The organism is Agromyces sp. NPDC029043, assembly GCF_055564615.1.
In genome coordinates this window covers 52,089-75,305 of the sequence record NZ_JBVHVX010000010.1, presented here as the reverse complement: position 1 = coordinate 75,305, position 23,217 = coordinate 52,089, and the positions used below count along the sequence as shown (strand labels likewise).

Annotated in this window: 22 protein-coding genes and 1 tRNA gene; 10 read left to right on the top strand and 13 right to left on the bottom strand. The window is 72.8% G+C overall.

Going from position 1 to position 23,217, the window contains the following annotated elements; genetic code table 11:
• Window positions 1-204: 204 nt before the first annotated feature.
• Window positions 205-870 (top strand): hypothetical protein, encoded by a 666-nt coding sequence (locus tag ACZ4TW_RS13695; protein WP_465543277.1) that lies wholly within the window; start codon window positions 205-207, stop codon window positions 868-870.
• A gap of 18 nt (window positions 871-888) precedes the next feature.
• Here the strand turns inward: ACZ4TW_RS13695 and zwf are convergent, their stop codons facing one another.
• Entirely contained in the window at window positions 889-2,286 is a 1,398-nt protein-coding gene (zwf, locus tag ACZ4TW_RS13690; RefSeq protein WP_465543276.1) for a glucose-6-phosphate dehydrogenase, read from the bottom strand.
• A 74-nt stretch (window positions 2,287-2,360) separates the two neighbouring features.
• On the opposite strand from zwf, the gene ACZ4TW_RS13685 reads away from it, so the two are divergent.
• Both ACZ4TW_RS13685 and ACZ4TW_RS13680 read left to right on the top strand, forming a co-directional pair.
• Window positions 2,361-2,442: transfer RNA gene (locus ACZ4TW_RS13685), tRNA-Leu, on the top strand.
• Window positions 2,443-2,473: 31 nt separating this feature from the next.
• Window positions 2,474-3,583 carry an alpha/beta hydrolase fold domain-containing protein gene (locus ACZ4TW_RS13680; RefSeq protein ID WP_465543275.1) on the top strand — a complete coding sequence of 370 codons (1,110 nt, stop codon included), beginning with the start codon at window positions 2,474-2,476 and terminating at the stop codon, window positions 3,581-3,583.
• A gap of 10 nt (window positions 3,584-3,593) precedes the next feature.
• On the opposite strand, the gene merB is transcribed toward ACZ4TW_RS13680, so the two are convergent.
• The 3 genes from merB to ACZ4TW_RS13665 form a co-directional block, all read right to left on the bottom strand.
• Window positions 3,594-4,259 carry an organomercurial lyase gene (gene merB / locus ACZ4TW_RS13675; RefSeq protein ID WP_465543274.1) on the bottom strand — a complete coding sequence of 222 codons (666 nt, stop codon included), beginning with the start codon at window positions 4,257-4,259 and terminating at the stop codon, window positions 3,594-3,596.
• A gap of 21 nt (window positions 4,260-4,280) precedes the next feature.
• A complete protein-coding gene (locus tag ACZ4TW_RS13670) occupies window positions 4,281-7,424 on the bottom strand; it encodes a phage holin family protein (RefSeq protein ID WP_465543273.1) in 3,144 nt (1,047 codons plus the stop codon).
• 98 nt (window positions 7,425-7,522) lie between these two features.
• Window positions 7,523-8,317 carry a ZIP family metal transporter gene (locus ACZ4TW_RS13665; RefSeq protein ID WP_465543272.1) on the bottom strand — a complete coding sequence of 265 codons (795 nt, stop codon included), beginning with the start codon at window positions 8,315-8,317 and terminating at the stop codon, window positions 7,523-7,525.
• Between the two features lie 82 nt (window positions 8,318-8,399).
• Between ACZ4TW_RS13665 and ACZ4TW_RS13660 the strand changes: the two genes are divergently transcribed.
• Window positions 8,400-8,651, top strand: coding sequence for a DUF1653 domain-containing protein (locus ACZ4TW_RS13660; RefSeq protein WP_465543271.1), 252 nt, complete (start codon window positions 8,400-8,402; stop codon window positions 8,649-8,651).
• Here ACZ4TW_RS13660 and ACZ4TW_RS13655 read toward each other — a convergent pair.
• Window positions 8,639-9,589 (bottom strand): HpcH/HpaI aldolase/citrate lyase family protein, encoded by a 951-nt coding sequence (locus tag ACZ4TW_RS13655; protein WP_465543270.1) that lies wholly within the window; start codon window positions 9,587-9,589, stop codon window positions 8,639-8,641. The two genes, ACZ4TW_RS13660 and ACZ4TW_RS13655, sit on opposite strands and share 13 nt — an antisense overlap.
• Window positions 9,586-11,004 (bottom strand): cation:dicarboxylate symporter family transporter, encoded by a 1,419-nt coding sequence (locus ACZ4TW_RS13650; RefSeq protein ID WP_465543269.1) that lies wholly within the window; start codon window positions 11,002-11,004, stop codon window positions 9,586-9,588. Before ACZ4TW_RS13650 ends, ACZ4TW_RS13655 begins: the two co-directional genes overlap by 4 nt.
• A gap of 179 nt (window positions 11,005-11,183) precedes the next feature.
• Here ACZ4TW_RS13650 and ACZ4TW_RS13645 point away from each other — a divergent pair, with 179 nt between their 5' ends.
• From ACZ4TW_RS13645 to ACZ4TW_RS13635, 3 genes are all read left to right on the top strand, one after another.
• Entirely contained in the window at window positions 11,184-12,821 is a 1,638-nt protein-coding gene (locus tag ACZ4TW_RS13645; RefSeq protein ID WP_465543407.1) for an ATP-binding protein, read from the top strand.
• Window positions 12,814-13,524: a response regulator gene (locus tag ACZ4TW_RS13640; RefSeq protein WP_465543268.1), complete on the top strand. Its 711-nt coding sequence runs from the start codon at window positions 12,814-12,816 to the stop codon at window positions 13,522-13,524. Before ACZ4TW_RS13645 ends, ACZ4TW_RS13640 begins: the two co-directional genes overlap by 8 nt.
• A gap of 84 nt (window positions 13,525-13,608) precedes the next feature.
• A complete protein-coding gene (locus ACZ4TW_RS13635) occupies window positions 13,609-14,424 on the top strand; it encodes a DedA family protein (RefSeq protein ID WP_465543405.1) in 816 nt (271 codons plus the stop codon).
• 21 nt (window positions 14,425-14,445) lie between these two features.
• On the opposite strand, the gene ACZ4TW_RS13630 is transcribed toward ACZ4TW_RS13635, so the two are convergent.
• Window positions 14,446-15,369, bottom strand: coding sequence for a cation diffusion facilitator family transporter (locus tag ACZ4TW_RS13630; RefSeq protein WP_465543267.1), 924 nt, complete (start codon window positions 15,367-15,369; stop codon window positions 14,446-14,448).
• A gap of 110 nt (window positions 15,370-15,479) precedes the next feature.
• Window positions 15,480-16,415: an NAD-dependent epimerase/dehydratase family protein gene (locus tag ACZ4TW_RS13625; protein ID WP_465543266.1), complete on the bottom strand. Its 936-nt coding sequence runs from the start codon at window positions 16,413-16,415 to the stop codon at window positions 15,480-15,482.
• Between the two features lie 92 nt (window positions 16,416-16,507).
• Between ACZ4TW_RS13625 and sigJ the strand changes: the two genes are divergently transcribed.
• Complete coding sequence (gene sigJ / locus ACZ4TW_RS13620) at window positions 16,508-17,443, top strand: RNA polymerase sigma factor SigJ (RefSeq protein WP_465543265.1); 936 nt, start codon at window positions 16,508-16,510, stop codon at window positions 17,441-17,443.
• A gap of 16 nt (window positions 17,444-17,459) precedes the next feature.
• On the opposite strand, the gene rdgB is transcribed toward sigJ, so the two are convergent.
• The 4 genes from rdgB to ACZ4TW_RS13600 are packed head-to-tail and all read right to left on the bottom strand — an operon-like array spanning window position 17,460 to window position 20,606.
• Complete coding sequence (rdgB, locus tag ACZ4TW_RS13615; protein WP_465543264.1) at window positions 17,460-18,092, bottom strand: RdgB/HAM1 family non-canonical purine NTP pyrophosphatase; 633 nt, start codon at window positions 18,090-18,092, stop codon at window positions 17,460-17,462.
• A 14-nt stretch (window positions 18,093-18,106) separates the two neighbouring features.
• Window positions 18,107-18,877 (bottom strand): ribonuclease PH, encoded by a 771-nt coding sequence (gene rph / locus ACZ4TW_RS13610; RefSeq protein WP_465543263.1) that lies wholly within the window; start codon window positions 18,875-18,877, stop codon window positions 18,107-18,109.
• Window positions 18,874-19,707, bottom strand: a complete 834-nt coding sequence (gene murI / locus ACZ4TW_RS13605) for a glutamate racemase (RefSeq protein ID WP_465543262.1) — start codon at window positions 19,705-19,707, stop codon at window positions 18,874-18,876. The genes rph and murI overlap by 4 nt, the downstream gene beginning before the upstream one ends.
• Before the next feature lie 32 nt (window positions 19,708-19,739).
• Window positions 19,740-20,606 carry a LysR family transcriptional regulator gene (locus ACZ4TW_RS13600; protein WP_465543261.1) on the bottom strand — a complete coding sequence of 289 codons (867 nt, stop codon included), beginning with the start codon at window positions 20,604-20,606 and terminating at the stop codon, window positions 19,740-19,742.
• Window positions 20,607-20,673: 67 nt separating this feature from the next.
• Here ACZ4TW_RS13600 and ACZ4TW_RS13595 point away from each other — a divergent pair, with 67 nt between their 5' ends.
• The gene (locus tag ACZ4TW_RS13595) at window positions 20,674-21,570 is read left to right on the top strand and encodes an EamA family transporter (RefSeq protein WP_465543260.1); all 897 of its coding nucleotides are present in this window, start codon (window positions 20,674-20,676) and stop codon (window positions 21,568-21,570) included.
• 5 nt (window positions 21,571-21,575) lie between these two features.
• On the top strand, window positions 21,576-22,895 hold the full coding sequence (locus tag ACZ4TW_RS13590; protein ID WP_465543259.1) for a nicotinate phosphoribosyltransferase: 1,320 nt from the start codon (window positions 21,576-21,578) through the stop codon (window positions 22,893-22,895).
• A gap of 22 nt (window positions 22,896-22,917) precedes the next feature.
• On the opposite strand, the gene ACZ4TW_RS13585 is transcribed toward ACZ4TW_RS13590, so the two are convergent.
• Entirely contained in the window at window positions 22,918-23,205 is a 288-nt protein-coding gene (locus ACZ4TW_RS13585) for a DUF3039 domain-containing protein (protein WP_465543258.1), read from the bottom strand.
• Window positions 23,206-23,217: the final 12 nt, after the last annotated feature.

The following is a 23,217-nucleotide window of genomic DNA, read 5'->3' as shown; positions in this document are numbered from 1 at the left end:
CCGGACGGCTTGCGGCCAGCGTAACCACGGTCGATCCGGTGGGCCAGCACCCCGTCCGGGGCGCGGGCCCCGGATGCCGGCGCAGTGCGCTTCCTGACACGCCCCGAGGCCGATCGCGCCGCTGCGCAGAACCGTCCCATCGGTCCAGTACATTCGGCCTCGAGCACCTGCGCTCGGGGGACGACGAGGAACGGAGGACGGATGATGCCAACCGGATCGGCGGAATCCGGGGTCGCGCTCGGCGACCTGCACCCACTGCACGAGACCGACGCGCTGGTCGAGCGGATCGTCGCGCGCGAGCTCGACGCGCTGCGACAGGCGTTCGGCGAGGGCGCCGAGTTCGCCGTCACGCGGGCGGGCCGCCGCGACGAGACGCTGCACCGGCTCGAGTGCCCGGCGCTCGAACCGCACCTCGACCGACGGGCACGCTGGACGGAGGACCATCGCCGGCGCCTCGCGGCCGACCGGGAGTACCGCATCCCGCTTCCGGCGCTCATCACGCGCGAACGCGCCCGCGCCATCGCGGGCGTCCGCGGGTGCAAGGTGTGCTGGCCGAACATCTCGGGCGCCGAGCCGCGGCCGCTGAAGCGGATCACGGCGCGCGGACTGCGGGCGCATCACGCGGGGCGGGTCCTCGCGACCGAGACGGGCGACTCGCTCGGCACCATCATCCGGGCGACCGCGCACACGGGTGCCGACCTGTTCGGCGTCGTGCACGACGAGATCGAGGTGGCGACCTCGACGCGCACCATCCGGTATGCGCCGACCGACACCGTGTATCTCTGGGACCTGCCGACCGACTCGGAGGCCATCGAGCGGAAGATGCGGCTGTTCACGCAGCTGGGCTCCGGCATGTCGCCGGCGCACTGATCCGGGGCGGATGCCGCGTCACGACCAGGGTTCGCGCCAGCCGCCGTGGTCGGCGGTGAGCGCTGCCGCGGCATCGGGGCCCCAGCTGCCCGGCGCGTACGGCTGCACGGGCGGCGGGGCGTCGATCAGCGGCTGCATGACGCGCCATGCCGCCTCGATGGCCTCCTGCCGTCCGAAGCGGATGCTGCGGCCCTCGAGCGCGGCGTGCAGCAGCACCTCGTACGGCGTCGGGCCTTCGCCGCCCTTGTGCGCGAACTCCATGTCGAGCTCGACGGGACTCGGCGTCGCGGCATCCGCTCGCTTGGCGTTCAGCATGATGCGCACGCCGGTGCCGGGGTCGAGGCGGATGACGAGCTGGTCGGGCTGGCTGTCGGGCGTGCGCAGCCCGAAGCCGAGCTGCGGCGACGGCTTGAACACGAGCCGCACCTCGGTCTGGGTGATCGGCAGCAGCTTGCCGGTGCGGATGTAGAACGGCACGCCGGCCCAGCGCCAGTTCTCGATGCCGAGCTCGAGCGCGCAGAACGTCTCGGTCGTCGAGTCGGGGGCGACCCCCTCGATGTCGCGGTAGCCGTCGAACTGGCCGCGCACGTAGCGCGCCGGGTCGGCGTCGGCCATCGAGCGGAACAGCACCGTCTGCATCGTGCGGATCGACTCGACGTCGCCGTGCGCCGGCGCCTCCATCGCGACGGCCGCGAGCAGCTGCATGAGGTGGTTGACCACGACGTCGCGCAGCGCCCCGACCGGGTCGTAGAACCCGCCGCGGCCGGCGATGCCGAAGTCCTCGGCCATGGTGATCTGCACGCACTCGACATGGGTGCGGTTCCACACGGGCTCGAGCATCGTGTTCGCGAATCGCAGGTAGAGGATCTCCTCGAGCCCCATCTTCCCGAGGTAGTGGTCGATCCGGTACAGCTGGGACTCGTCGACGACCTCGTGCAGCTCGGCCGCGAGGGCCCGCGCCGAGGCGAGGTCGTGGCCGAAGGGCTTCTCGATCACGAACCGGGCGTCGCGGGCGACGCCCGCTCGCGCGAGACCCTTCACGACGAGGGCGAACAGGCTGGGCGGCGTCTCGAGGTAGAACACCGGATGACGCGCCTCGCCCATCGCCGCGGCGACCCGGTCGTACGTGGCGGGGTCGGCGAAGTCGCCGTGCACGTACGAGAGACGGTGGCAGAGCCGTTCGAAGACGCGGATGTCGAGCCGCTCGCCGGTCGCGACGATCGACTCGCGGGCCCGTTCCTCGAGCTGCGACAGGGTCCAGTCGTCGAATGCGACGCCGAGGATGCGGCAGTCGAGGAGGCCCCGCTGCTCGAGGCGGTAGAGCGAGTGGAACGTCATCACCCGCGCGAGGTCGCCGGTGATGCCGAAGATGACGAGGAGGTCGCCCCGCGGGGCCTCCGACCCTGAGACCTGCATGGTCGAAAGTCTGGCGGACGGGGCCGCTCCGCAACAGGGGCGGGCGACCTCCCGCCTAGACTGAACAGGCACTCGCGGGAGTGGTGAAACCGGTAGACACGCAGGATTTAGGTTCCTGTGCCTTCGGGCGTGTGGGTTCGAGTCCCACCTTCCGCACTGGCTGGAATGCGTCCGGGGAGGTGGGGGCATGGCCGATGAGGCTCCGTCCACCGGGACCCGACGTCCGGCGGCGCCGGTCGACGAGCGTCTCGTGCTGCCGCCGCCCGCCGCCGCGGCGACGGTCGCGGGGATCGCCGCCGGGATCCTGCGCCGGGTCGCTCCCCGCCTGCTGGTGCGCATCGCCGGCCGCACGGCCGACCGCGCGCTGCCGCCGTTCACCGACCTGCTCCGGATCGTCGAACTCGCCGGCGCGCTGCCGGCGACCGACGAGACCGCCTCGCCCGCCGGGATCCTGGAGCGCTTCCCCCATCTCGCGGCCGTCTCCACGCGCGAGGTCGTCTTCCCCGGACCGAACGGCCCCGTCGTCGCCCGCATCTACCGGCCGCCGAACCCGGTCGGGGTCGGCCTGGCCTGGGTGCGCGGGGGCGCGTTCATCGGCGGCGACCTGGACCGCGCCGACGCGCACTGGCCCGCCCTCGAGCTCGCATACCGCGGGGTCGCGGTGGTGTCGCTCGACTACCGCCACGCCGTCCGGGGAGCGCACTACCCCGTGCCTTCCGACGACGTGCTGGCCGGATGGCGCTGGGCGGCGTCCCACGCCGCGGCCCTCGGCGTGCCGGCCGGCGCGCTGCACCTGGGCGGCTCGAGCATCGGAGGCAACCTCGCCGCGGGGGTCGCCAAGCGCGTCCGCGACGCGCGCCCCGCCGGCCCGGCGCCCGCGAGCCTCGTGCTCGTCGCGCCGCTGCTGCACCCGTACGGCGATCCGGTCCCGGCCGACGTGCTCGCCCGCATGCGCGCCGAGACCGGCGGCGCGGTGTTCCGGCCCGAGGACCTGACGCACATGGCGTGGAACTACGCCGGCCGGCGCAGCGTGCTCGACGACCCGTACGCGTTCCCCGCGAACGGCGAACTCGCCGGCCTCCCGCCCACGCTCGTGATCACCGAGGAGTTCGACACGATCCGCACGTCGGGCGAGGACTTCGCCGGGCGCCTCCGTGCGGCCGGGGTGCCCGCGGTCGTGCGCATGACGCCCGGGGCCGCGCACAGCTCGCTCGGCCGCCCGTCCGAGCCGACGGCGCGCCTCACGATCGACGTGATCGCCGACCACCTGCTCGGTCCCTGGTCGCCGCGCAGCTGAACCTGCCGCGTCAGTCGCCCCAGAACGGCCCGGTGAGCCCCACGCTCGCGAAGTACTCCTTCGCCTCCGCGGGTTCGCGGCGGCGGTAGGGCGAGTCCAGTCGTCCCTCGTACCAGCGCGACGCGAGCCGCCAGAGCGCCGGCAGGTCCATCACGTAGCCGCGCGTGTTGCCCGTGCGCGCGAGCCAGTCGTCGACGCATCCGGTCGAGCAGAAGATGCGCTGGTTCTCGCAGGTGTGGATCACGTCATCCCAGACGTGCGCCACCGGCGTGAGGAAGTGCGCGACCTGCGGACCGTCGGGTTCCGCCGCCCGCGTGACCGTCCAGGAGTGCGCGGTCCCGCAGGCCGGGCAGGTCGTCGCGACGAGGGCCGACGGCTCGTCCGGCACGAGGTGCGGGATCGCGAACGCATCCCACGCGCAGCCGCCCCACCACAGCGTCCGCTCCCCCATCACGGAGAACCCGAAGTTGCGGGTCGCGAACGGGTGGGCGAGCACGATGCGGTGGTCGCCGTCGAAGACGACGTGGCGGGCCGCGGCCAGCGCCTCGAGTGATTCCGCCACCTCGCTCGGCTCGAGGGACGTCGTCTCCGCGAGCTCCACGAGCGTGGGCAGCCGCCCGGTCGTCGCCAGCCCGGTGTAGACGGCGAGGCGCACTGCCTCATCGTTCTCGTTCACGATGCACCCCCACCGTCTGCCTCACCTTCCGGCCGGACGGTCGGGCCGGTCCTGCGCCGGCCCGCCGTTCCCCGCGACCCAGTCCAGCACGAGGCGCCACAACCGCGACCCCACCTCGTCGAAATCGGCGGCCGGTGACTGCGGGGCGGTCTCGTTCGTCCCCTCGGGCTCGGGCGTGTTCTCCGTGATCATCGCCACGAGTTCCTGGCGCGCCTCGCGGTACTGGGCGGTGCCCAGGTAGTCGCTGTGGGTCGCGATCTGGCGCGAGTACGCCGACGGCACGTACTCGCTCGCGCCGCGGTCGATCGGATTCCCGACCTCGTTGTAGCCCTCGACCGGGAACCCCAGGTAGTCGGTGCGTCGCCACAGCGAGATCCAGCGCGGTGGCGTCGTCGAGGTCATCCCGAGCAGGCCGCTGAGTGCGTACTCGCGCCCGTGTCGCTCGTTGAACCCGGTGTGGACCCAGAACGGGGCACGGGCGGTCGCCGCCGGCGCGTCGACCGATTCCGGCCACTCGCTGAGCACCTGCGCGGTCCACGGGTCGCGACGCACGAGCGATGGTCCCCGCGTCCCGGTGATGCCGAGATCCGCCGGTCCGAGGATGTCGGGGAAGAACCGGCTGAAGTACGCGCGCAGCTGCGTGCCGTACGTGATGAGCCCGAGCCGGAGGATCGCGGGGGTCCGCTCCTTCTCGTCGTTGTCGGTCAGCGCGAAGATCGCCGCCGCCGAGACGACCGACCCCATGGAGTGCGCCCCGATGATCACGCCTCGTCGGTTCCCGCGCCGAGTCCGCTGCGTCTCGTCGGCGGCGTCGAGGTCGGCTGCGGAGTACCACTTCTGCATCCGCGTCGTCAGTTCGGGCACCGCTCGTTCGGCGTAGCACGGTGGGGCGAACGGGTGGCCGGCGCGCGGGAAGAAGCACATGACATCCCAGAACAGCGCCAACGGGCGTTCGGCTTTCGTCGCGGCGAACGCCACCACCGCGCCGACGGCCGCCACCGCGACGGCGGCGAGCACGCCGATGCTCGCCTCCCGGACCGCCGCCCGCTGCTCCTCGCTCAACGACCAGTCCGCGACGATGCGGTATCCGGTCGGCGAGGCGAGCAGGAGGAACCCTGCCGCCGAGAGCCCCGCGATCCACCCGAGCAATGGCTCGCCGCGGTGCAGCAGCGCGGCGGTCCGGCGCGACGTCGCCTTCTGGCGCACGTGCCGGTCGGCGCCGTCGGGCTCGCGTCCGGCATAGGGGCGCGTGGGGGTCGGCTCGCCGCCCTGTTCCTCGCCCGGCAGGTTGTCGGGGTCGTCGAGCACGACCTGCGGAACGGTCAGTCGTGGCAGCCGGGTGAGCAGCTTCAGCAGCACGAACGCGAGGATGGCCAGCACGCCGAGCACGATGCCGGTCAGCACGACGGCGAAGCGCCCGTACGCGACGGGTTCGACGAGGACGGTGGGCAAGCCCGCGGCACCCTCCGGATAGACGCGGCGTCCGTCGACGACCTCGGCCTCGGCGGCCGGATCGAGCCACCGCTCGACGCCGAGGACCAGCAGGCTCGAGATCATCATCGCCACGAGCAACGCGCAGAGCATGCCCACCGCCAGGCCGAAGCCGCGCCACCCCACGGTCGCCAGGTCGTACGAGCGCCACGCTCCGTCGGCGCGCGACCAGAAGTGCAGGACGACCGCGGCGACGATGGCGACGAGCAGCACCCACCACCACCCCACCGTGAAGACCACGGCGGCGCCGAACGCGAGTCCGAGCGCCGTCATGAGGATCCAGCGCACGCTCCGGGACTGGGGGGCCTGCGTGCCGATCGCCAGCGTGAGGATGACGAGCCCCAGGGCGAGCGTGAGCAGGACGGACGGCGTGGCGACGAGCCCGGAGAATGTGATCGGGTCCGGTTCGGGAGTGCGGCCGGTCGTCGACGGTCGCCAGACCGCCGCGAGGATGACGTACGCGACGTACACGCCGGCCACGAGCCCGAGCGACCAGGCCGCGAGCGCGCGCTTCGCGCCATCCGACCGGTCGCCCCCGGAGTGCGAGGCGAGGCCGACCTGCAGCGCGATGAGGGCGAGCATCAGGGCAGCGAAGACGCCGGTCCACATCGCCACCGACTGGAGTCCTCCTCCGGAGGAGGCGCCGACGAGGCACGCCTGGAACGCGTCGACGACACCTCGCACGCTGAACGGATCCACCACGAGGCACGCCTCCCCCACACGCGCGAACGCGGCATCCCAGCAGAGCAGCAGGAGGACCAGCGCGACGACCGCCGCGAAATGGAGACGCTCGGACGTCGGACCGGTGCGCGCCCGCGTCCAGAAGCCCGGGGTGGCGAGCAGGGGCCGCGGCACGGAGGGCTCGGGCTGCTCGTCCGCGGGCGCCGGCGCGCGCTCCACGCCCTCTTCGCCGACGCCGGCGGGGGGCTTCCACGCCCCGAGGTGCTCCTTGGCGAACGCGGTGAGGCTCGGCTCCCACGTGACGCGCCCGCTGCGCGCGATGAGGTAGATCACGAGCATCGCGATCACGGGTGCGAGGCTGAACACGGCGGCGCGCGCCGCGCGCGGCCAGTCGCGCAGTCCGTCGAGGAAAGCCGGGATGGTCTCGCACACCGCCCCGCCCGCGAAGCACTGCACGGCGACGAGGTCGACCGAGACCGACATGAACGCCGTGACGTAGATCAGCGTGAGCACGAGTGCGAACAGGCGCAGGGTCGCCGCGCCCGGGCCGCCGCGCCACTGGTCGGTGCGGTCGGGATCCTGCTCCGGGATGGGCCGCACCCAGTACGCGAGGTTGCTGATGCCGAAGGGCAGGATGAAGAGCCAGCCGATGTGCACCAGCACGCGCTGGATCACCGCGAGCGCTGAACCGCCGGTCCGCGCCATCGCGCCCCACGAGTACGCCTCCGTCCGGCTGATGCCGGTCGCCGGGTCGGGTGCGTCGTCGGCCCGACGCCAGAACGAGCCGAGCTCATCGCCGTAGCCCCGCACGATCTGCGACGCATCGACCTCGAGCATCTCCGCCGGCGGCGTGTTCGCGATGCCGTGCACGCGGATCTCGAGGATCTCCGGATCGAGCAGCGGCCCGGACGGATCATCGACGAGGACGGGTCGTCGTCGAGTCGACTCGGACGACGAACCGGTGGCCGGTGTGGAGCGCGCACCCTGGACCATGATCCGTTCCTTCCCCCATGGACGGACGGCGCGATTCTAGTCCTGAGCGATCCTCGCTGTCACCGTTCGGGCCGCGACACGCTTGGGGCGAGCCGGCATCACGCGAGCGACAGCGTGAACGACAGCACGAACCCCGCCGCGGTGCTGAGCGCGACCGCCGGCCCGCCGTGCTCGTACGCCTCGGGCATCAGCGTGTCGGCGAGCGAGGCGATCACGGCACCGGCGGCGAACGCGAGCGGCAGGGAGATGGTCTCGGGATCCGTGTTCGCCAGCGGGCCGGCTCCGACGACCACGGCGATGACGAGCAGTGCGGCGCACCCCGCCCAGAGCGCGATGATGCTCCCGGCCGAGCGCCCCTGGCTGCGCATCGACGAGGCGCCGACGAGCGCCTCGGGCAGGTTCGACACGAAGATCGCGGCGAGGAGGGCCAGTCCGCCCGATCCGGCGCCGCCGAGCGCGACGCCGAGCGCGAGATTCTCCGGCACGCCGTCGAGCGTGACGGCCGCGAGCAGCGCCAGCCCGGCCGCACCCCGCGTCGAGGCCGAGGTCGCCGGACGGTCGGCGGCCGCGGCATCCGTGTCGAGCTTCACGCTGCCCTCGACCTCGGCCGTCGGCTTCGACCGCGACCCGGGCTGCGCCCATCGATCGAGCAGCGCGCTGAGCACGGCGAACACGACTGCGCCGACGAGCAGCCCGAGGGATGCCCGCAGGATGCCGCCCTGCTCGTACGCGTCCTCGAAGAGCTCGAAGGCGAGGGCCGTGATGAGCGCCCCCGCCGCGAACGACAGCAGGATCGCCAGCACGCGCTTGGGCAGGCGGAAGCGCACGCCGATCAACGCGCCGATCACCAGTGCGCTCGACGCCACGAGTCCGAACCACAATGCGGTCATCACGGCGCCAGTATGGGCCCGAACGGCCGACCGCGTGAGGGGATTGACGTGGGGCGGCGCGGGGCGCCATCCGTACCATCGAGGGGTGACCCGACCCGAGATCGAACCCGGCGTCTACGAGCACTACAAGGGCGCCCGCTACGAGGTGCTGCTGGTCGCGCGCCACAGCGAGACCGAGGAGCCGTTCGTCGTGTACCGCCAGCTGTACGGCGACGGCGCGGCGTGGATCCGCCCGCTCGGGATGTTCGCCGAGACCGTCGAGGTCGACGGTCGCGTGGTGCCGCGCTTCCGCCGCGTCGGAGGCGAGGACGGCCGGTCCGACGGTCAGCCCGCGTAGTCCGACACCGCCGGCCCGAGCCGGGCGACGTCGAGCCCGAACGCTGCGGCCGCGTCGCAGATCGAGCGCGCCCGGGCGAGGCGCGGCAGGTCGCTGCCGTCGCGGATGCCGTGGCGTTCGATCGAGTCGAGCACGTCGAGCGCCCAGGCGACGTCGGCCTTCGACGGGCTCATCGCGGCGTTCACGGCCGTGACCTGCTGTTCGCGCAGGCAGAGCCGGCCGGTCATGCCGAGGGATGCCGCGTGGCGCGACGCCTCCGCGAGCGTCGCCGGGTCGCGCGCCACCGTGGGCCCGTCGATCGGCCCGGGCAACCCGGCCGCACGACTCGTCGAGACGAGGCGGGACCGGGCGTAGAGCAGCGCCATCGGATCGTCGGCCGCGCCGGTGTCGCGGCGGAAGTCGCCGCTTCCGAAGGCGACGCGTACGACGCCCGGCGCCCACGCGATCTCGAGCGCGGCCTCGACGCCGCGTGCGCTCTCGACGAGCGCGACGACGGGCGGCGCGGCGCCCTCGCCGCCGAGCGCGTCGAGCGTGCGACGCACCTGCTCCGACGACTCGACCTTCGCGAGCACGACGCCGGCGGCGAGGTCGCGACCGCGGAGCAGCGCGACATCCGCTCGCCACTCGTCGGACGCGGCATCGGCGATGCGCACCCAGGTGCGACCGGCCCCCGTCGAGCCGGTCTCGGCGACCGCCGACATCGCCGCGACGAGCCCGCGACGCGCCTCGCCCTTGCGGTCGGGCGCGACGCCGTCCTCCAGGTCGACCACGACCACGTCGGCCGCCGACCCGGCGATCCGGTCGGCGAGCGCGTCGGCCGTGCCGGGCACGAGCAGCCAGGACCGCGCGATCGCGGCGGGGACGGCGGCGGGCGCCGCCGGCGCGGTGCGACCCGCGTCGACGGCGCCCGAGGCGATGCCCGCAGTGTGCGAGCTCACCGGCGGCCGGCCTTCTCATGCTCGAGCTCACCGACGATCGCGGCGATCGCCTCGGTCGAGGGGCGCTGCTCGCGCTCCACCTCGGCCTGCTCGTCGGTCGAGAGGTGGTCGTCGACGCTCATCGTGGTCTCGTCGAAGGGCCGCTCGCCGGCGAGCACCGACCGCAGCTGCGTGCGGTCGAGCTGCTTGGTCCAGGTTCCGACGAGCAGCGTCGCGACCGCGTTGCCGGTGAAGTTCGTGAGCGCCCGCGCCTCCGACATGAACCGGTCGATGCCGACGATGACGCCGACGCCGTCGACCAGGTCGGGCCGGTGCGCCTGCAGGCCGCCCGCGAGGGTGGCGAGGCCGGCGCCGGTCACGCCGGCAGCGCCCTTGGAGGCGACCATCATGAACAGCAGCAGGCCGATCTGCTCGCCGATCGAGAGCGGCGTGCCCATGGCCGAGGCGATGAACAGCGACGCCATGGTGAGGTAGATCGCCGTGCCGTCGAGGTTGAACGAGTACCCGGTCGGAATGGTGATGCCCGCGACCGGCTTCGAGACGCCCGCGTGCTCCATCTTCGCGATGAGCCGCGGCAGGGCGACCTCGCTCGACGAGGTCGAGACGATGAGCAGGTACTCGCGGCCGAGGTACCTCATCATCGAGAAGAGGTTGACCCGCGCGACCGCCCAGAGCAGCGACCCGAGCACGACCACGATGAACAGCACGCACGTGATGTAGAACGCGATCATGAGCGTGCCGAGCGAGATGATCGCGGCGACACCGGTGTTGCCGACGACCGCGGCGATCGCGCCGAACGCGCCGATCGGGGCGACCCACATGATCATCGCGAGGATGCGGAACACGAGCGCCTGGATCTGGCGGATCGCGCCGAGGATCGGCGTGCCCTTGGAGCCCATCTTCTGCAGCGCGAAGCCGACGAGCAGGGCGACGAACAGCACCTGCAGGATGTTCCCGTCGACGAGCGATGACAGCAGCGAGGTCGGGATGATGCCGAGGATGAACTCCTGCGTGGTCTTCGCCTCGCCGGTGCCGGCGTCGTACGAGGCGCCCGCGATGTTCAGGCCCTCGCCCGGGTGGATGAGGTTGCCGACGACGAGGCCGATGCCGAGCGCGAACGTCGACATGACCATGAAGTAGAGCAGCGCGAGCCCGCCGACCTTGCCGACGGTGGCCGCCTTCGCGATCGAGCCGACGCCGAGGACGATGGTGCAGAAGATGATCGGGGCGATCATCATCTTGATGAGGAGCACGAACGCATCGCCGATCGGCTTGAGCCCGACGGCGAACTCGGGGGCTGCGAGGCCCACGGCGATGCCCGCGGCGACCGCCACGATCACCGCGATGTAGAGGTAGTGCGAGGAGTCGATCCTCCGCCGCGGCTTCGAGCCGTCGACGCGAGACTGGAGCGCCATTGCCGTCCCTGCCTTCCTTGGTCGTTCATCGCCGGTCGCGACGAATCGGGGTGTGGAGACAGCATGCGCGGGCGGATGTCGCGCCATCCGCTTGTGTTCATACTGTTCGCGGCACGACCGGTCGCAGGCCGCCGCGACCGCCGTATGGTGGCAGCAGACAGCGACGTTGCGAGGTGGACATGGTGCGATGGGTGCGCGAATGGAGCATCGCGGCCAAGCTGTTCGCCCTGCAGCTCGCGGTCATCGTGGTGCTCGCCGTTATTGCCGTCGCGCTCATCTGGGCCGACGCGCGCGCCGACGTCGAGCGCGACGCCGGAGTGAAGTCGATGGCGGTCGCGCAGACCATCGCGAACGACCCGTTCGTCGTCGACGGGGTGCAGGTCGACGACCCGACCGCCGAGCTCCAGCCGTACGCGGTCGACATCATGCGCGAGGCCGAGGTCGACTTCATCACGATCATGGCGCCCGACCGCACCCGGTACACGCACCCCGATCCGACCCGGATCGGGCAGCAGTTCCTCGGCAACATCGACCGGGCGCTCGCGGGCGAGCCGTTCAGCGAGACGTACACGGGCACGCTCGGGCCGTCGGTCCGGTCGGTCGTGCCGATCGAGGATGCTGCCGGCGAGGTCGTCGCGCTGGTGGCCGCGGGCATCACGGTGTCGAACACCCAGGTCGCGCTCGGGGCGCGCATCGCGACGGTGATCGTCGCGGCCGCCGTCATGATCGCGCTCGGTGCGCTCGGGGCGTGGCTGCTCAGCCGCTACCTGCGGCGGGTCACGTGGGGTCGCGGCGCCGAGGAGATGAGCCGCATGTTCGCGTACTACGAGGGCGTGCTGCACTCGATCGGCGAGGGCCTCGTGCTGCAGGACGACCGCAACCGCGTCGTGCTCGCCAACGACCGTGCGGCCGAGCTGCTCGGCATGCCGAAGCCCACCGGCCGGGATGCCGCCCCGGCGCCGCTCGAGCGGCTGGGGCTCGCCCCATCCCTCGCCGACGTCCTGGCGCGCACCGACGCCGTCGTCGACGAGATCGTGATCACGCCGACCCACGTGCTCGTGGTCGACCGCGACGTGATCGTCTCGCGGTTGCGCCCCGGCGACCCGCACGCGCGCCGGGTCGGCACGGTCACGACGCTGCGCGACCACACCCGCCTGCAGGAACTCACGGGCGAGCTCGCCACCATGACCACGCTCTCCGACGCGCTCCGCTCGCAGGCGCACGAGTTCGCCAACCGCCTGCACACGATCATCGCGCTCATCGAGCTCGGCCGACCCGAGGAGGCCGTCGAGCTCGCGTCGAGCGAGCTCGCCCTCAGCCAGGCGCTCGCCGACCGGCTGCTCTCCGCGGTCGAGGAGCCGGTGCTGCTCGCGTTGCTGCTCGGCAAGGCCGCGCAGGCGGGCGAGCGCGGCATCCGCTTCGACGTCGACCTGCCCGAGCGCCTCGCGGCGACCGGCATCGACCCCCGCGAGACCATCACCATCGTCGGGAACCTCATCGACAACGCGCTCGACGCCGCCGCCGCGACGCCGTCGCCCGCGGTCGACGTCTCGATCGGCACGCGAGACGGATGCCTCGTGGTCGCCGTTGCCGACAGCGGCCCGGGTCCGCGCGCCGGCGCGCGCGTGTTCGACCTCGGGGTGACGGGCAAGGCCGATGCCGCGCGCGGCCCATCGCACGGACACGGCATCGGGCTCGCGCTCGTGCGCCAGTCGGTCGCCCGCCTCGGCGGCGACATCCGCGTCGACGGTTCGCGCTTCGAGGTGAGCCTGCCGCTGCCCGCCGTCGCCCGGGCGCCGGGAGCCGCCGATGGCTGACAGCCCGATCCGCGTGCTGGTCGTCGAGGACGAGCCCGTGACCGCCGAGGCGCACGCGGCCTACGTCGGTCGCGTCGCCGGCTTCGAGGTCGCCGGGATCGCGCACACCGGCGCCGAGGCCGTGCGCCGGCTCCGCGACGCGCGGCAGCCCGACGGCGCCATCTTCGGCGTCGACCTGATCCTGCTCGACGTGAACCTGCCCGACACGACCGGGATCGAACTGTGCCGGTCGCTGCGGGCGGCGGGCATCGAGATCGATGTCATCGCCGTGACCGCGGTCCGCGAGGCCTCCGTCGTGCGCTCGGCGGTGTCGCTCGGCATCGTGCAGTACCTCATCAAGCCGTTCGCGTTCGCCGCGTTCGCCGAGAAGCTCGGCGCCTACCGCGACTACCGGGCGCGCGTCGGCGCCGCGACCGTCACCGACCAGCAGGAGGTCGACGCGTCGTTCGCGGCGCTCCGCACCTCGGCGGGCGGCGACCTGCCCAAGGGGCTCACGCGCGAGACGCTCGACCGCGTGCGCGCCGCCGTGCGGGAGGCCCCCTATGGCAGCGGCGTCTCGGCGGCCGAGCTCGCCGCCGGCCTCGAGCTCTCGCGCGTGACCGCCCGCCGCTACCTCGAGCACCTCGCCGACACGGGCGCCGTCGAGCGCGCCAACCGCTACGGCACCCCGGGCCGCCCCGAGGTCGAGTACCGCCGCCGCTGAGCCATCCGCTCGGTAGACTGCACGGACACCACGCCGCCAGCGACCCGGCCTCCACCGTGTCCGTCGACAGGAGCACCTGCCGTGATCCACACCGCGCTCATCCCCTGGCTCGACCCCGAGACGATCATCCAGTCCGCCGGGCCGTGGGCGCTCCTCGTAGTGTGCTTCATCGTGTTCGCCGAGACGGGCCTGCTCGTCGGGTTCCTGCTGCCGGGCGACACGCTGCTCGTCATCTCCGGCCTGCTGTCGAACCCCGAGCTCGTGCCGCCGAACGGCGTGTTCGGCGTGTCGGTCTGGGTCGTCGCGCTGCTCATCGGCCTGTCGGCGTTCGTCGGCGGCGAGGTGGGCTACGAGATCGGCCATCGCGGTGGGCCGAAGGTGTTCGAACGGAAAGAGAGCGGGCTCTTCAGCGTCAAGAACGTCGAGCGCACGAACGCGTTCTTCGAGCGGTTCGGCGGACTCACGATCATCCTGGCCCGCTTCGTGCCGATCGTGCGCACGTTCGCCCCGGTCGCGGCCGGCGTCGGGCACATGAACCGCGGCCGCTACACGCTCTACAACTTCATCGGCGCGGTCATCTGGGGCTTCGGCCTGACGATGTTCGGCTACGTCGTGAGCTTCATCCCGCCGGTCGCGTACCTCGTGCGCGAGTACATCGACGTGATCCTGCTCGTCGCGGTCGGCGGCACGGCGCTGATCACCGCGTGGCACTACTTCAGCGAGCGCCGCAAGGCGAAGAAGGCCGAGGAGGCCGGCCTCGACGTCGTCACCGACGAGGAGGAGGCCGAGGAGCTCGTGCTCGACCCCGACGTGTTCGACCGTCCCCCGCACCTCGACGGCGACCACGGCCACGACGGTCGCGGCCACCACGGCGACGAGCACCCGCCCGCTGACCGCTGAGCGCGCACCCTGCGCGTCGGGCTACGCGTGCGTCGCGTGCTCGTGCCGGCCGCGGCCCGAGGGCTCGAGCTGGAACGTCGAATGCTCGACGTCGAAATGGTCGCTGAGGCATCCGCCCAGCTCGTCGAGCAGCTCGCCGACGCGCGCCTCGGCGAACACCGCGGGCTCGACCTCGACGTGCGCACTGAACACGTGCGCGCCGGTCGTGATGGCCCACACGTGCACGTCGTGCACGGCGACCACGCCGCGCGTGCCAAGGATGTGGTCGCGGATCTCCGCGACATCCGTCTCGGCCGGCGTCGACTGGCTGAGCACCCGCATCACGTCGCGCAGCAGCATCAGCGCGCGCGGAACGATGAGCGCCGCGATCGCGAGGGACGCGACGGGGTCGGCGGCGTCCCATCCGGTCGCGAGGATCACGGCGGCCGCGACGATGACCAGCACCGAGCCGACGGCGTCGCCGAGCACCTCGAGGTAGGCGCCGCGCAGGTTCAGCGAGTCCTTTGCGCCGCCGCGCAGCACGAGGAGCGCGACGACGTTCGCGACGAGCCCGGCGACCGCCACCGCGAGCATGGGCCCGCCCGCGACCTCGTGCGCCTCGCCCTGCGCGCCCGACACGAGCCGGCCGATCGCCCCGGCCGTCACCGCGACGGCGACGACCACGAGGATCACGCCGTTGGCGAGCGCGCCGAACACCTCGAACCGGCGGAACCCGTAGGTCTGTCGATCGGTGGCCGGGCGCGCCGCCACGAGCGCGGCGCCGAGCGCGATGACGAGCCCGAGCAGGTCGCTCGCCATGTGGCCCGCGTCGGCGAGCAGCGCGAGCGATCCGCTCAGCAGGCCGCCGACGACCTGCACGACCAGGAACGCCCCGATGATCGCGATCGCGATGACGAGCCGGGTGCGGTTCGCGGCCTGCGCGTCGTGGTCGTGTGCGTGTCCCATGCTCCTTCAAGGGTAGGCCGGATGTCGCGGCGCCGCCGGTGACGGGAATGAGACGCGTTCTCAACCGCGACCGGGCACCACGACACGGCGGGGATCTCGGCCTTCCGGACTCAGCCGAGTCCCTCTCGGAAGCCGTCGCGCCACGACGCGTACCGCGGGGCCCAACCGAGCTCGCGCTTCGCCTTGGCGTTCGACGAGCCGCGGATGGTCGTCATGATCGCGATGCCGTGCTCGCCGATCAGCGGCCGTGCCGCCCACGCAGGCACCCGCAGCGGCGGTTTCGCCCCCACGAGTCGCGCGAGCTCCGGCAGCCACTCGGAGACCGGCGCCGGCTCGTCGTCCACGATGTTGTACACACCTGGGGCTCCACGGGTCAGCGCGGCGGCGGTCGCCGACGCGGCATCGTCGACGTGGCAGAACGACCAGACGCCCGCGCCGCTGCCGACGACCGGGAGGCGACGTGCCTGCACCATCCGGAGGATCTCGCCGTCTCGTCCGAGCAGGTTCCCCGGTCCGTACAGGCCCCCGTACCGCAGTGCGAGGCCGCCGGCGTCGACGGTCCTCGCCTCGACGTACATGATCGCCGCCAACGTCTGCCGCGACGGTGTCGTCGGCGACGGGTCGAGCGGATCCTGCTCGGTCTTGACCGGACCGCCCGTGCGCTGATTGGGCCATCCGGTGAAGCTCTGCGCGATGAAGCGCACTCCGCCGGCCTCGGCCGCAGCGGCGAGCAGGTGGTCGGTGCCTCGCGTCCGGAGTTCGTTCGTCATCGCGAACCCCTCGTCGAAATGCCGGAAGTCCGGCATCGGGCCGCCGAGTGCGGTGAGCTGGTGCACGATGACATCGGGTTCCGCCTGGAGGACGGCCGCCCTGACCGATCCCGCGTCGAGACCGTCCATGACCACGCCCCTCGCGCCCGCCCGCTCGACCGCACCGAGCCGGGCCCCGCTCCGCGAGGTGCCGACCACGTGGTGGCCTGCCGCGGTCAGGAGCGGGACCAGCCTGGATCCGACCGCCCCGGTGGCGCCGGCGATGAAGACTCGCATATCGATTCCTTCCTTCGTCCTACTCCCTCCGACGGATGAGGCCGTCGCGGCGTGACAGCCCGAAGCCGGCGGGGTTGTGCCATCCTCGGTACATGACGGAGTCCGGCGGCGCGCTGGGCGACCTCAGGCCGCTCATGTTCTCGATCGCCTACCGGATGCTGGGGAGCGTGACGGAGGCCGAGGACGTCGTGCAGGACGCCTTCGTGCGCATCCAGGAACGCCGGCTCGGCGGCGACGAGATCAGGCGGCCCGAGGCGTTCGCCACGACGGTCGTGACACGCCTCGCGATCGATGCCCTGCGGTCGGCGCGACGGAATCGCGAGGTGTACCCGGGCCCGTGGCTTCCCGAGCCGCTTCCCGACGCCGACGCCGACCCGGCGCACCGCGTCGAGCGCGACGAGACGCTCTCGTTCGCCTTCCTGGCCGTGCTCGAGCGTCTCGGCCCAGTCGAACGGGCCGTCTTCCTCCTGCGAGAGGTGTTCGACGTCGACTACCCCACGATCGCCGGGATCGTCGAGCGGCCCGAGACGACCTGCCGGCAGGTGATGCATCGCGCCCGCGCCCGGATCGCCGATGGCCGGCCCCGCTTCGACGCGGATGCGGAACGGGACGCCGCGCTGCTCGATCGCTTCTTCGCCGCGCTCTCCGCCGGTGACGTCGACGCGCTCGCTCGGACGCTCGCCGATGACGTCGTCTTCTACGGCGACGGCGGCGGCAAGGCCCCCGCGATCCGCCGGCCGATCCACGGCGCGGTCGCCGTCGCCCGATTCCTCGCCGGCCTGGTCAGGCGCGGCGAGAGCCTGCCCGTCAGGACGGAGCGCACGCACGCCAACGGCGAGGCGGCGCTGCGGGTCTCGTCGGAGGGCGTGACCCTGAGCGTGCTCATGGTCCACGTGGCGGGTGGCCGGGTCGCGGTCGTGGGCAACCAGCTCAATCCCGACAAGCTGCGCCATCTCGGCCCGGTGGGCGACCTGGACGCGCTCGTCGCCGACGGCGGGCGACCGGGCGACCGCAGCCGTGGCAGCTGAGCCGGCGGTTCCCGGGTCAGCTCCCGGAGCGCGCCGCGGCGACCCGTTCCAGCTCGGGGAGCAGCGCTCGGAACGCGCGCGCCCGGTGGCTGTGCGCGTTCTTGACCTCGGGCGCGAGCTCGGCGGCGGAGACGTCGAACCCGTCGGGCAGGAAGATGGGGTCGTACCCGAAGCCGTTCACGCCGGCGCGCTGGGCCGCGATGCGGCCGGGCCACGTGCCGACGGCGGCGAACTCGTGCGGCGGCCCGCCCGCGGCATCCGGCACCACCAGCGCGATGGTGCAGTGGAAGTGTGCGGTGCGGTGGGGGTCGCGGATGTCGGCGAGCTGGGCCAACAGCAGCTCGAGGTTCGCCTCGGCACCGCGGCCCGGCCCGGCCCAGCGGGCGGAGAAGATGCCCGGCGACCCACCCATGACGTCCACCGCGATGCCCGAGTCGTCGGCGAGCGCGATGCGGCCGGTGTGGGATGCCGCGGCGCGGGCCTTGATGAACGCGTTCTCGTCGAACGAGGTGCCGTCCTCGACGGGCTCGGGTCCGTCGTACGCCAGCACCGTGATCCCGGGCACGTGCTCGCCGAGGATGTGCTGGAACTCCGCGACCTTGTGCGCGTTGTGCGTGGCCAGCACGACCTCGAGCCCGGTCTGCGACATCCGCTCGCCCCCGTTCACCCGGCGCGGCCGGGGAGCGGCGCCTCGAGCGCGGCGCGCTGGACGGCGGTCAGCTCGGCCGTGCCCGCGAGCGCGAGCTCGAGCAGGTCGTCGAGCTCGCGGCGGTCGAACGGCGCGCCCTCGGCGGTGCCCTGCACCTCGACGAAGAGGCCGCGGCCGGTCGCGACGACGTTCATGTCGGTCTCGGCGCGCACATCCTCGACGTAGGCCAGGTCGAGCATCGGCGTGCCGTCGATGATGCCGACCGACACGGCCGAGACGGTGTCGATGAGCGGCGTCGACTTCTGGCCGATGAATCGCTTGCCGCGCGCCCACTCGATCGCGTCGGCGAGCGCGACGTACGCGCCCGTGATCGCGGCGGTGCGCGTGCCCCCGTCGGCCTGCAGCACATCGCAGTCGATCTGAATGGTGTTCTCGCCGAGCGCCTTCGTGTCGACGACGGCGCGAAGGCTGCGGCCGATGAGGCGGCTGATCTCGTGCGTGCGACCGCCGATGCGGCCCTTGACCGACTCGCGGTCGTTGCGCGTGTTCGTCGAGCGCGGCAGCATCGCGTACTCGGCGGTGACCCAGCCCTTGCCCTGGCCGGTCATCCAGCGCGGCACGCCGTTGGTGAAGCTCGCGGTGCACAGCACCTTCGTCTGGCCGAAGGAGATGAGCGCGCTGCCCTCGGCGTGGGCGCTCCAGCCGCGCTCCACGACGATGTCGCGCAGGGCGTCGGGAGTGCGGCCGTCGGCGCGCACGAGGTCGGGTGCGGGATGCTCGGTCACTGGGATCTCCTGTCGGTCGGAAGCGTGAGGGCGCCGGTCTGCACGAGCTCGACGCTCGAGATGTCGGGGCCGATGAGCCGGTGCGCGAGGTCGAGGAACGCGGCGGACGAGTCGCCGGTCGCCTCGAAGCGGTGGAACGGCGCGCTGGGACTGCGGCGCTCGAGCCCCTGCGAGACGAGCACGCGGTAGACGTCGTTGGCGGTCTCGACGTCGCTCGAGACGAGCGAGACGCCGTCGCCCATGACGTACGAGATGGCGCCCTTCAGGAACGGGTAGTGCGTGCAGCCGAGCACGAGCGTGTCGACCCCGGCGTCGCGCAGCGGCGCGAGGTACTCCTCGGCGACGGCGAGCACCTCGGGCCCGGTCGTGACGCCGGCCTCGACGAACTCCACGAAGCGCGGGCACGCGGCCGAGGAGAGCTCGAGGTGGGGCGCGGCGGCGAACGCGTCGTCGTACGCGCGCGACTGGACGGTTCCGGCCGTGCCGATCACGCCGACGCGGCCGGTGCGCGTGGTGGCGACGGCGCGCCGCACCGCGGGCTGGATGACCTCGACGACGGGCACGTCGTACCGTTCGCGCGCGTCGCGCAGCATCGCCGACGACGCGGTGTTGCACGCGATGACCAGCATCTTCACGCCCTGGGCGACGAGATCGTCGAGCACGGCGAGCGCGTAGCGGCGCACGTCGGCGATCGGCTTCGGCCCGTATGGGGAGTGCTCGAGGTCGCCGACGTAGAGGATCGCCTCGTTCGGGAGCTGGTCGCGCACCGCCCGGGCGACGGTCAGGCCGCCGACGCCGGAGTCGAAGATCCCGATGGGTGCGTCCGTCACGGTCATCCAGCCTAGACCGGCCGATCGCGCCGTCAGGCGGATGGCTCGGCGAGCGCGGCACGGATCGCCCGCGCGATCCGCCCGGTCGCGGGGTGCCGGTGGTTGCGGTGCCACGCCAGGCGGACCTCCATCGGCGGCGCGTCGGCGAGCGGGACGAACACGACACCGGGTCGCGGCAGGTGGTGTGCGGTCGCCTCCGAGGTGACGCCGATCGCGTCGCCCGCGGCGATGAGGTCGAGCCACTCCTCCACGTCGCCGGTCAGAACGAGCCGGGGCGCCCTCGCGCCGGTCGCCTCCCAGAGGTCGGGGGTCGTCGTGCCCGACCGCCGGTCGACCCCGACCTCGTACGGGGTGAGGTCGGCGAGCCGCACTGCGTCGTGCTCGGCCAGGGGATGGTCGACCGGCACGGCCACGACACGGCGCTCGCGCCCCACCACCTCGGCGTCCAGTTCGGGTCGGTCGAGCGGATGGCGCACCACCGCGAGGTCGACGTGGCCGTCGAGGAGCCCGACGTCGCGGGTGTTCAGCCGGACCAGCCGGAGCGGTCCAGCCGGATGCGCGCGATTCCAAGCGCGCAGCACCGGCGTGGTGTGGGCGCCGAGCGCCGCCCACGCGTACCCGAGGCGGATGACGCTGCGCTCGCCGCGCAACGCGGCGACCGCGCGGTCGAGCTCGCCCAGCACGCGCCGGGCGGTGCCCGCGAGCGACGCGCCCTGCTCGGTCGGCTCGACGCGGCGGGTGGTGCGATGCATGAGCGGCGCACCGATCTGGTGCTCGAGGGCCGCGAGCGAACGCGAGACGGCGGCCTGCGACATCCCGAGCCGGTCGGCCGCCGCGGTGAACGAGCGCTCCTCGTCGATCGCGACGAGCACGCGCAGGTGTCGCAGCTCGACATCCATGCGCTCAGCGTATCAATCGACCCGGATTGCATTTCTCCGGGCATCGATTTCGAACTAGCGTTGCCGCATGACCGCTGCACGCCGCGACCGACTCGACGCCGCGTCCGTCGTCGGCGGCGCCGCCTCCGTGCAGGTCGGCGCGGCACTCGGCGCCACGATCTTCCCGCTCGTCGGACCGGCAGGCGTCGTCGCCCTCCGGCAGGCGTTCGCCGCGGTGGCCCTCCTCGCCGTGTCGCGTCCCCGCGTACGCGGCCTCAGCTGGGCAGCGACGCGCCCGGCGATCGCGCTCGGCGCGGTGCTCGTCGTGATGAACTTCTCGCTCTACGCCGCCGTCGAACGCATCGGGCTCGGACCGGCCGTCACGCTCGAGTTCCTCGGCCCGCTCGCGCTCGCACTGCTCGCCTCGCGCCGGCGCCTCGACCTCGTCTGCGCCGTCATGGCCGCCGCCGGCGTCGCGTTGCTCACCGGCAGCGTGCCCGGCATCGACGTGCTCGGCGTCGGGCTCGCACTCACGGCCGCGGTGGCGTGGGCCGCCTACATCCTGCTCAGCCAGCGAGCCGGGCGCACGCTGCCCGGCGTGCAGGGCACCGCGATCGCCACGCTCGTCGCGGCCGTCCTCACCTCGCCGATCCTCGTGCTCGCCCTCGCCTCCCTCGAGGCGCACGAGATCCTCCTCGTGCTCGCGGTCGGCGCCGCGGCCGCCCTGCTCTCGTCGGCGCTCCCCTACTCGGTCGACCTCGTGGTGCTGCGCCGGATGCCACGACAGCGCTTCGGCGTCCTCCAGAGCGTGCACCCGGCCGCCGCCGCTCTCGCCGGGTTCGTGGTGCTCGGCCAGGCGCTCGCTGCGTGGCAGGTCGCCGGTCTCGCGCTCATCACGGTCGCGAACGCCGTCGCAGTGGGCGCGGCGCCCGCGGCCCGGGCGACGGCCGCTCCGCGGCATCCGGAACCCGCCGCACTAGGCTGAGCGGCGTGACCGGCTCCGCAGCGCTCTTCACCGACCGATACGAACTCACGATGGTGGACGCCGCCCTGCAGGACGGAACCGGCCACCGCGAGAGCCTCTTCGAGGCCTTCGCGCGGAGTCTGCCGAACGGCCGCCGCTACGGGGTCGTGGCGGGCACGGGCAGGCTGCTCGAGCTCATCGAGCGATTCCGATTCGACGACGCCGAGCTCGAGTTCCTCCGCGACCAGCACGTCGTGAGCGACGCGACCCTCGACTGGCTCGCCGACTACCGGTTCCGCGGCGAGATCTGGGGCTACCGCGAGGGCGAGGCGTACTTCCCGGGCTCGCCGCTGCTGACGATCCAGGGCTCCTTCGCCGAAGCCGTCATGCTCGAGACGGTCGTGCTGTCGGTGCTCAACTACGACTCGTCGGTGGCGAGCGCCGCCGCGCGCATGGTCTCCGTGGCGCTCGGCCGGCCCATCGCCGAGATGGGCTCGCGTCGCACGAACGAGGGGTCCGCGATCGCCGCGGCCCGAGCGGCGTACATCGCGGGTTTCGACGCGACGAGCAACCTCGAGGCCGGGCGATCCTGGGGCATCCCCACGATGGGCACGGCGGCGCACGCCTTCACGCTCCTCCACGACTCCGAGGAGGCCGCCTTCCGCGCGCAGGTCGACGCGATGGGAACCGGCACGACCCTGCTGGTCGACACGTACGACATCCCCACCGGCGTCGAGACCGCGATCCGGGTGGCCGGCACCGGCCTCGGCGCCGTGCGGATCGACTCGGGTGACCTGCCGACCGTCGTCGCCGACGTCCGCGCGCAGCTCGACGACCTCGGCGCGGTGAAGACGCGGATCACCGTGACGAGCGACCTCGACGAGTACACCATCGCCGCGCTCTCCGGCTCGCCCGCCGACGCGTACGGGGTCGGCACGTCGGTCGTGACGGGCTCGGGATCGCCCGCCGCCGGCATGGTCTACAAACTCGTCGCCCGCCGCGGCGACGACGGCGAATGGGTCGACGTGGCCAAGTCGTCGGCGAAGAAGCTGAGCATCGGCGGGCGCAAGAACGCCGCGCGGCGACTCGACGCCACCCGGACCGCCCGCGAGGAGCTCGTCTTCGTCGGCGACGGACCGGGCGGCACGGCCGAGTTCGAGGCGGGCGACGAGCTGCGCCCGCTCATGGTCCACCTCATGCACGAGGGCCGGGCCGACGCGGCGCACACCGGGCACGCCGGCGTCGCGGCCGCGCGCGAGCACCGCGCCGAGGTCATGCAGGAGCTGCCGGTCGATGCGTTCCGCCTGGGTCGCGGTGAGCCGGTGATCCCGACGAACTACCGCTGAGCCGGGAGCAGCCGAGCCGAGCTCAGCCCTTCTTCATGCGCTCGTAGATCTCCTTGCACGTCGGGCAGACCGGGAACTTCTCGGGGTCCCGGCCCGGCGTCCACTTCTTGCCGCACAGCGCCCTCACCGGCTTTCCGGTAACGGCCGACTCGAGGATCTGCTCCTTCTTGACGTAGTGGGAGAACCGCTCGTGGTCTCCGGGCTCGATGCCCTCCTCTTCGAGGAGCTTCTCGAGTTCGCGGTCGAGCACGGACGTGCCGCCGCCGGGCGCATCGGGGTCGGCGATGCTCGCCTGCACGGGTCGGATCATGCGGTCGAGTCT

Bases quoted from the DNA above. Each gene is read 5' to 3' on its own strand.
- ACZ4TW_RS13645 (WP_465543407.1), top strand. From the start codon at position 11,184: ATGGTGCGATGGGTGCGCGAATGGAGCATCGCGGCCAAGCTGTTCGCC.
- ACZ4TW_RS13695 (WP_465543277.1), top strand. From the start codon at position 205: ATGCCAACCGGATCGGCGGAATCCGGGGTCGCGCTCGGCGACCTGCAC.
- ACZ4TW_RS13670 (WP_465543273.1), bottom strand. From the start codon at position 7,424: ATGGTCCAGGGTGCGCGCTCCACACCGGCCACCGGTTCGTCGTCCGAG.
- ACZ4TW_RS13680 (WP_465543275.1), top strand. From the start codon at position 2,474: ATGGCCGATGAGGCTCCGTCCACCGGGACCCGACGTCCGGCGGCGCCG.
- ACZ4TW_RS13650 (WP_465543269.1), bottom strand. From the start codon at position 11,004: ATGGCGCTCCAGTCTCGCGTCGACGGCTCGAAGCCGCGGCGGAGGATC.
- ACZ4TW_RS13625 (WP_465543266.1), bottom strand. From the start codon at position 16,415: ATGCGAGTCTTCATCGCCGGCGCCACCGGGGCGGTCGGATCCAGGCTG.
- sigJ (WP_465543265.1), top strand. From the start codon at position 16,508: ATGACGGAGTCCGGCGGCGCGCTGGGCGACCTCAGGCCGCTCATGTTC.
- ACZ4TW_RS13640 (WP_465543268.1), top strand. From the start codon at position 12,814: ATGGCTGACAGCCCGATCCGCGTGCTGGTCGTCGAGGACGAGCCCGTG.
- ACZ4TW_RS13600 (WP_465543261.1), bottom strand. From the start codon at position 20,606: ATGGATGTCGAGCTGCGACACCTGCGCGTGCTCGTCGCGATCGACGAG.
- rdgB (WP_465543264.1), bottom strand. From the start codon at position 18,092: ATGTCGCAGACCGGGCTCGAGGTCGTGCTGGCCACGCACAACGCGCAC.
- ACZ4TW_RS13630 (WP_465543267.1), bottom strand. From the start codon at position 15,369: ATGGGACACGCACACGACCACGACGCGCAGGCCGCGAACCGCACCCGG.
- ACZ4TW_RS13585 (WP_465543258.1), bottom strand. From the start codon at position 23,205: ATGATCCGACCCGTGCAGGCGAGCATCGCCGACCCCGATGCGCCCGGC.
- ACZ4TW_RS13595 (WP_465543260.1), top strand. From the start codon at position 20,674: ATGACCGCTGCACGCCGCGACCGACTCGACGCCGCGTCCGTCGTCGGC.
- zwf (WP_465543276.1), bottom strand. From the start codon at position 2,286: ATGCAGGTCTCAGGGTCGGAGGCCCCGCGGGGCGACCTCCTCGTCATC.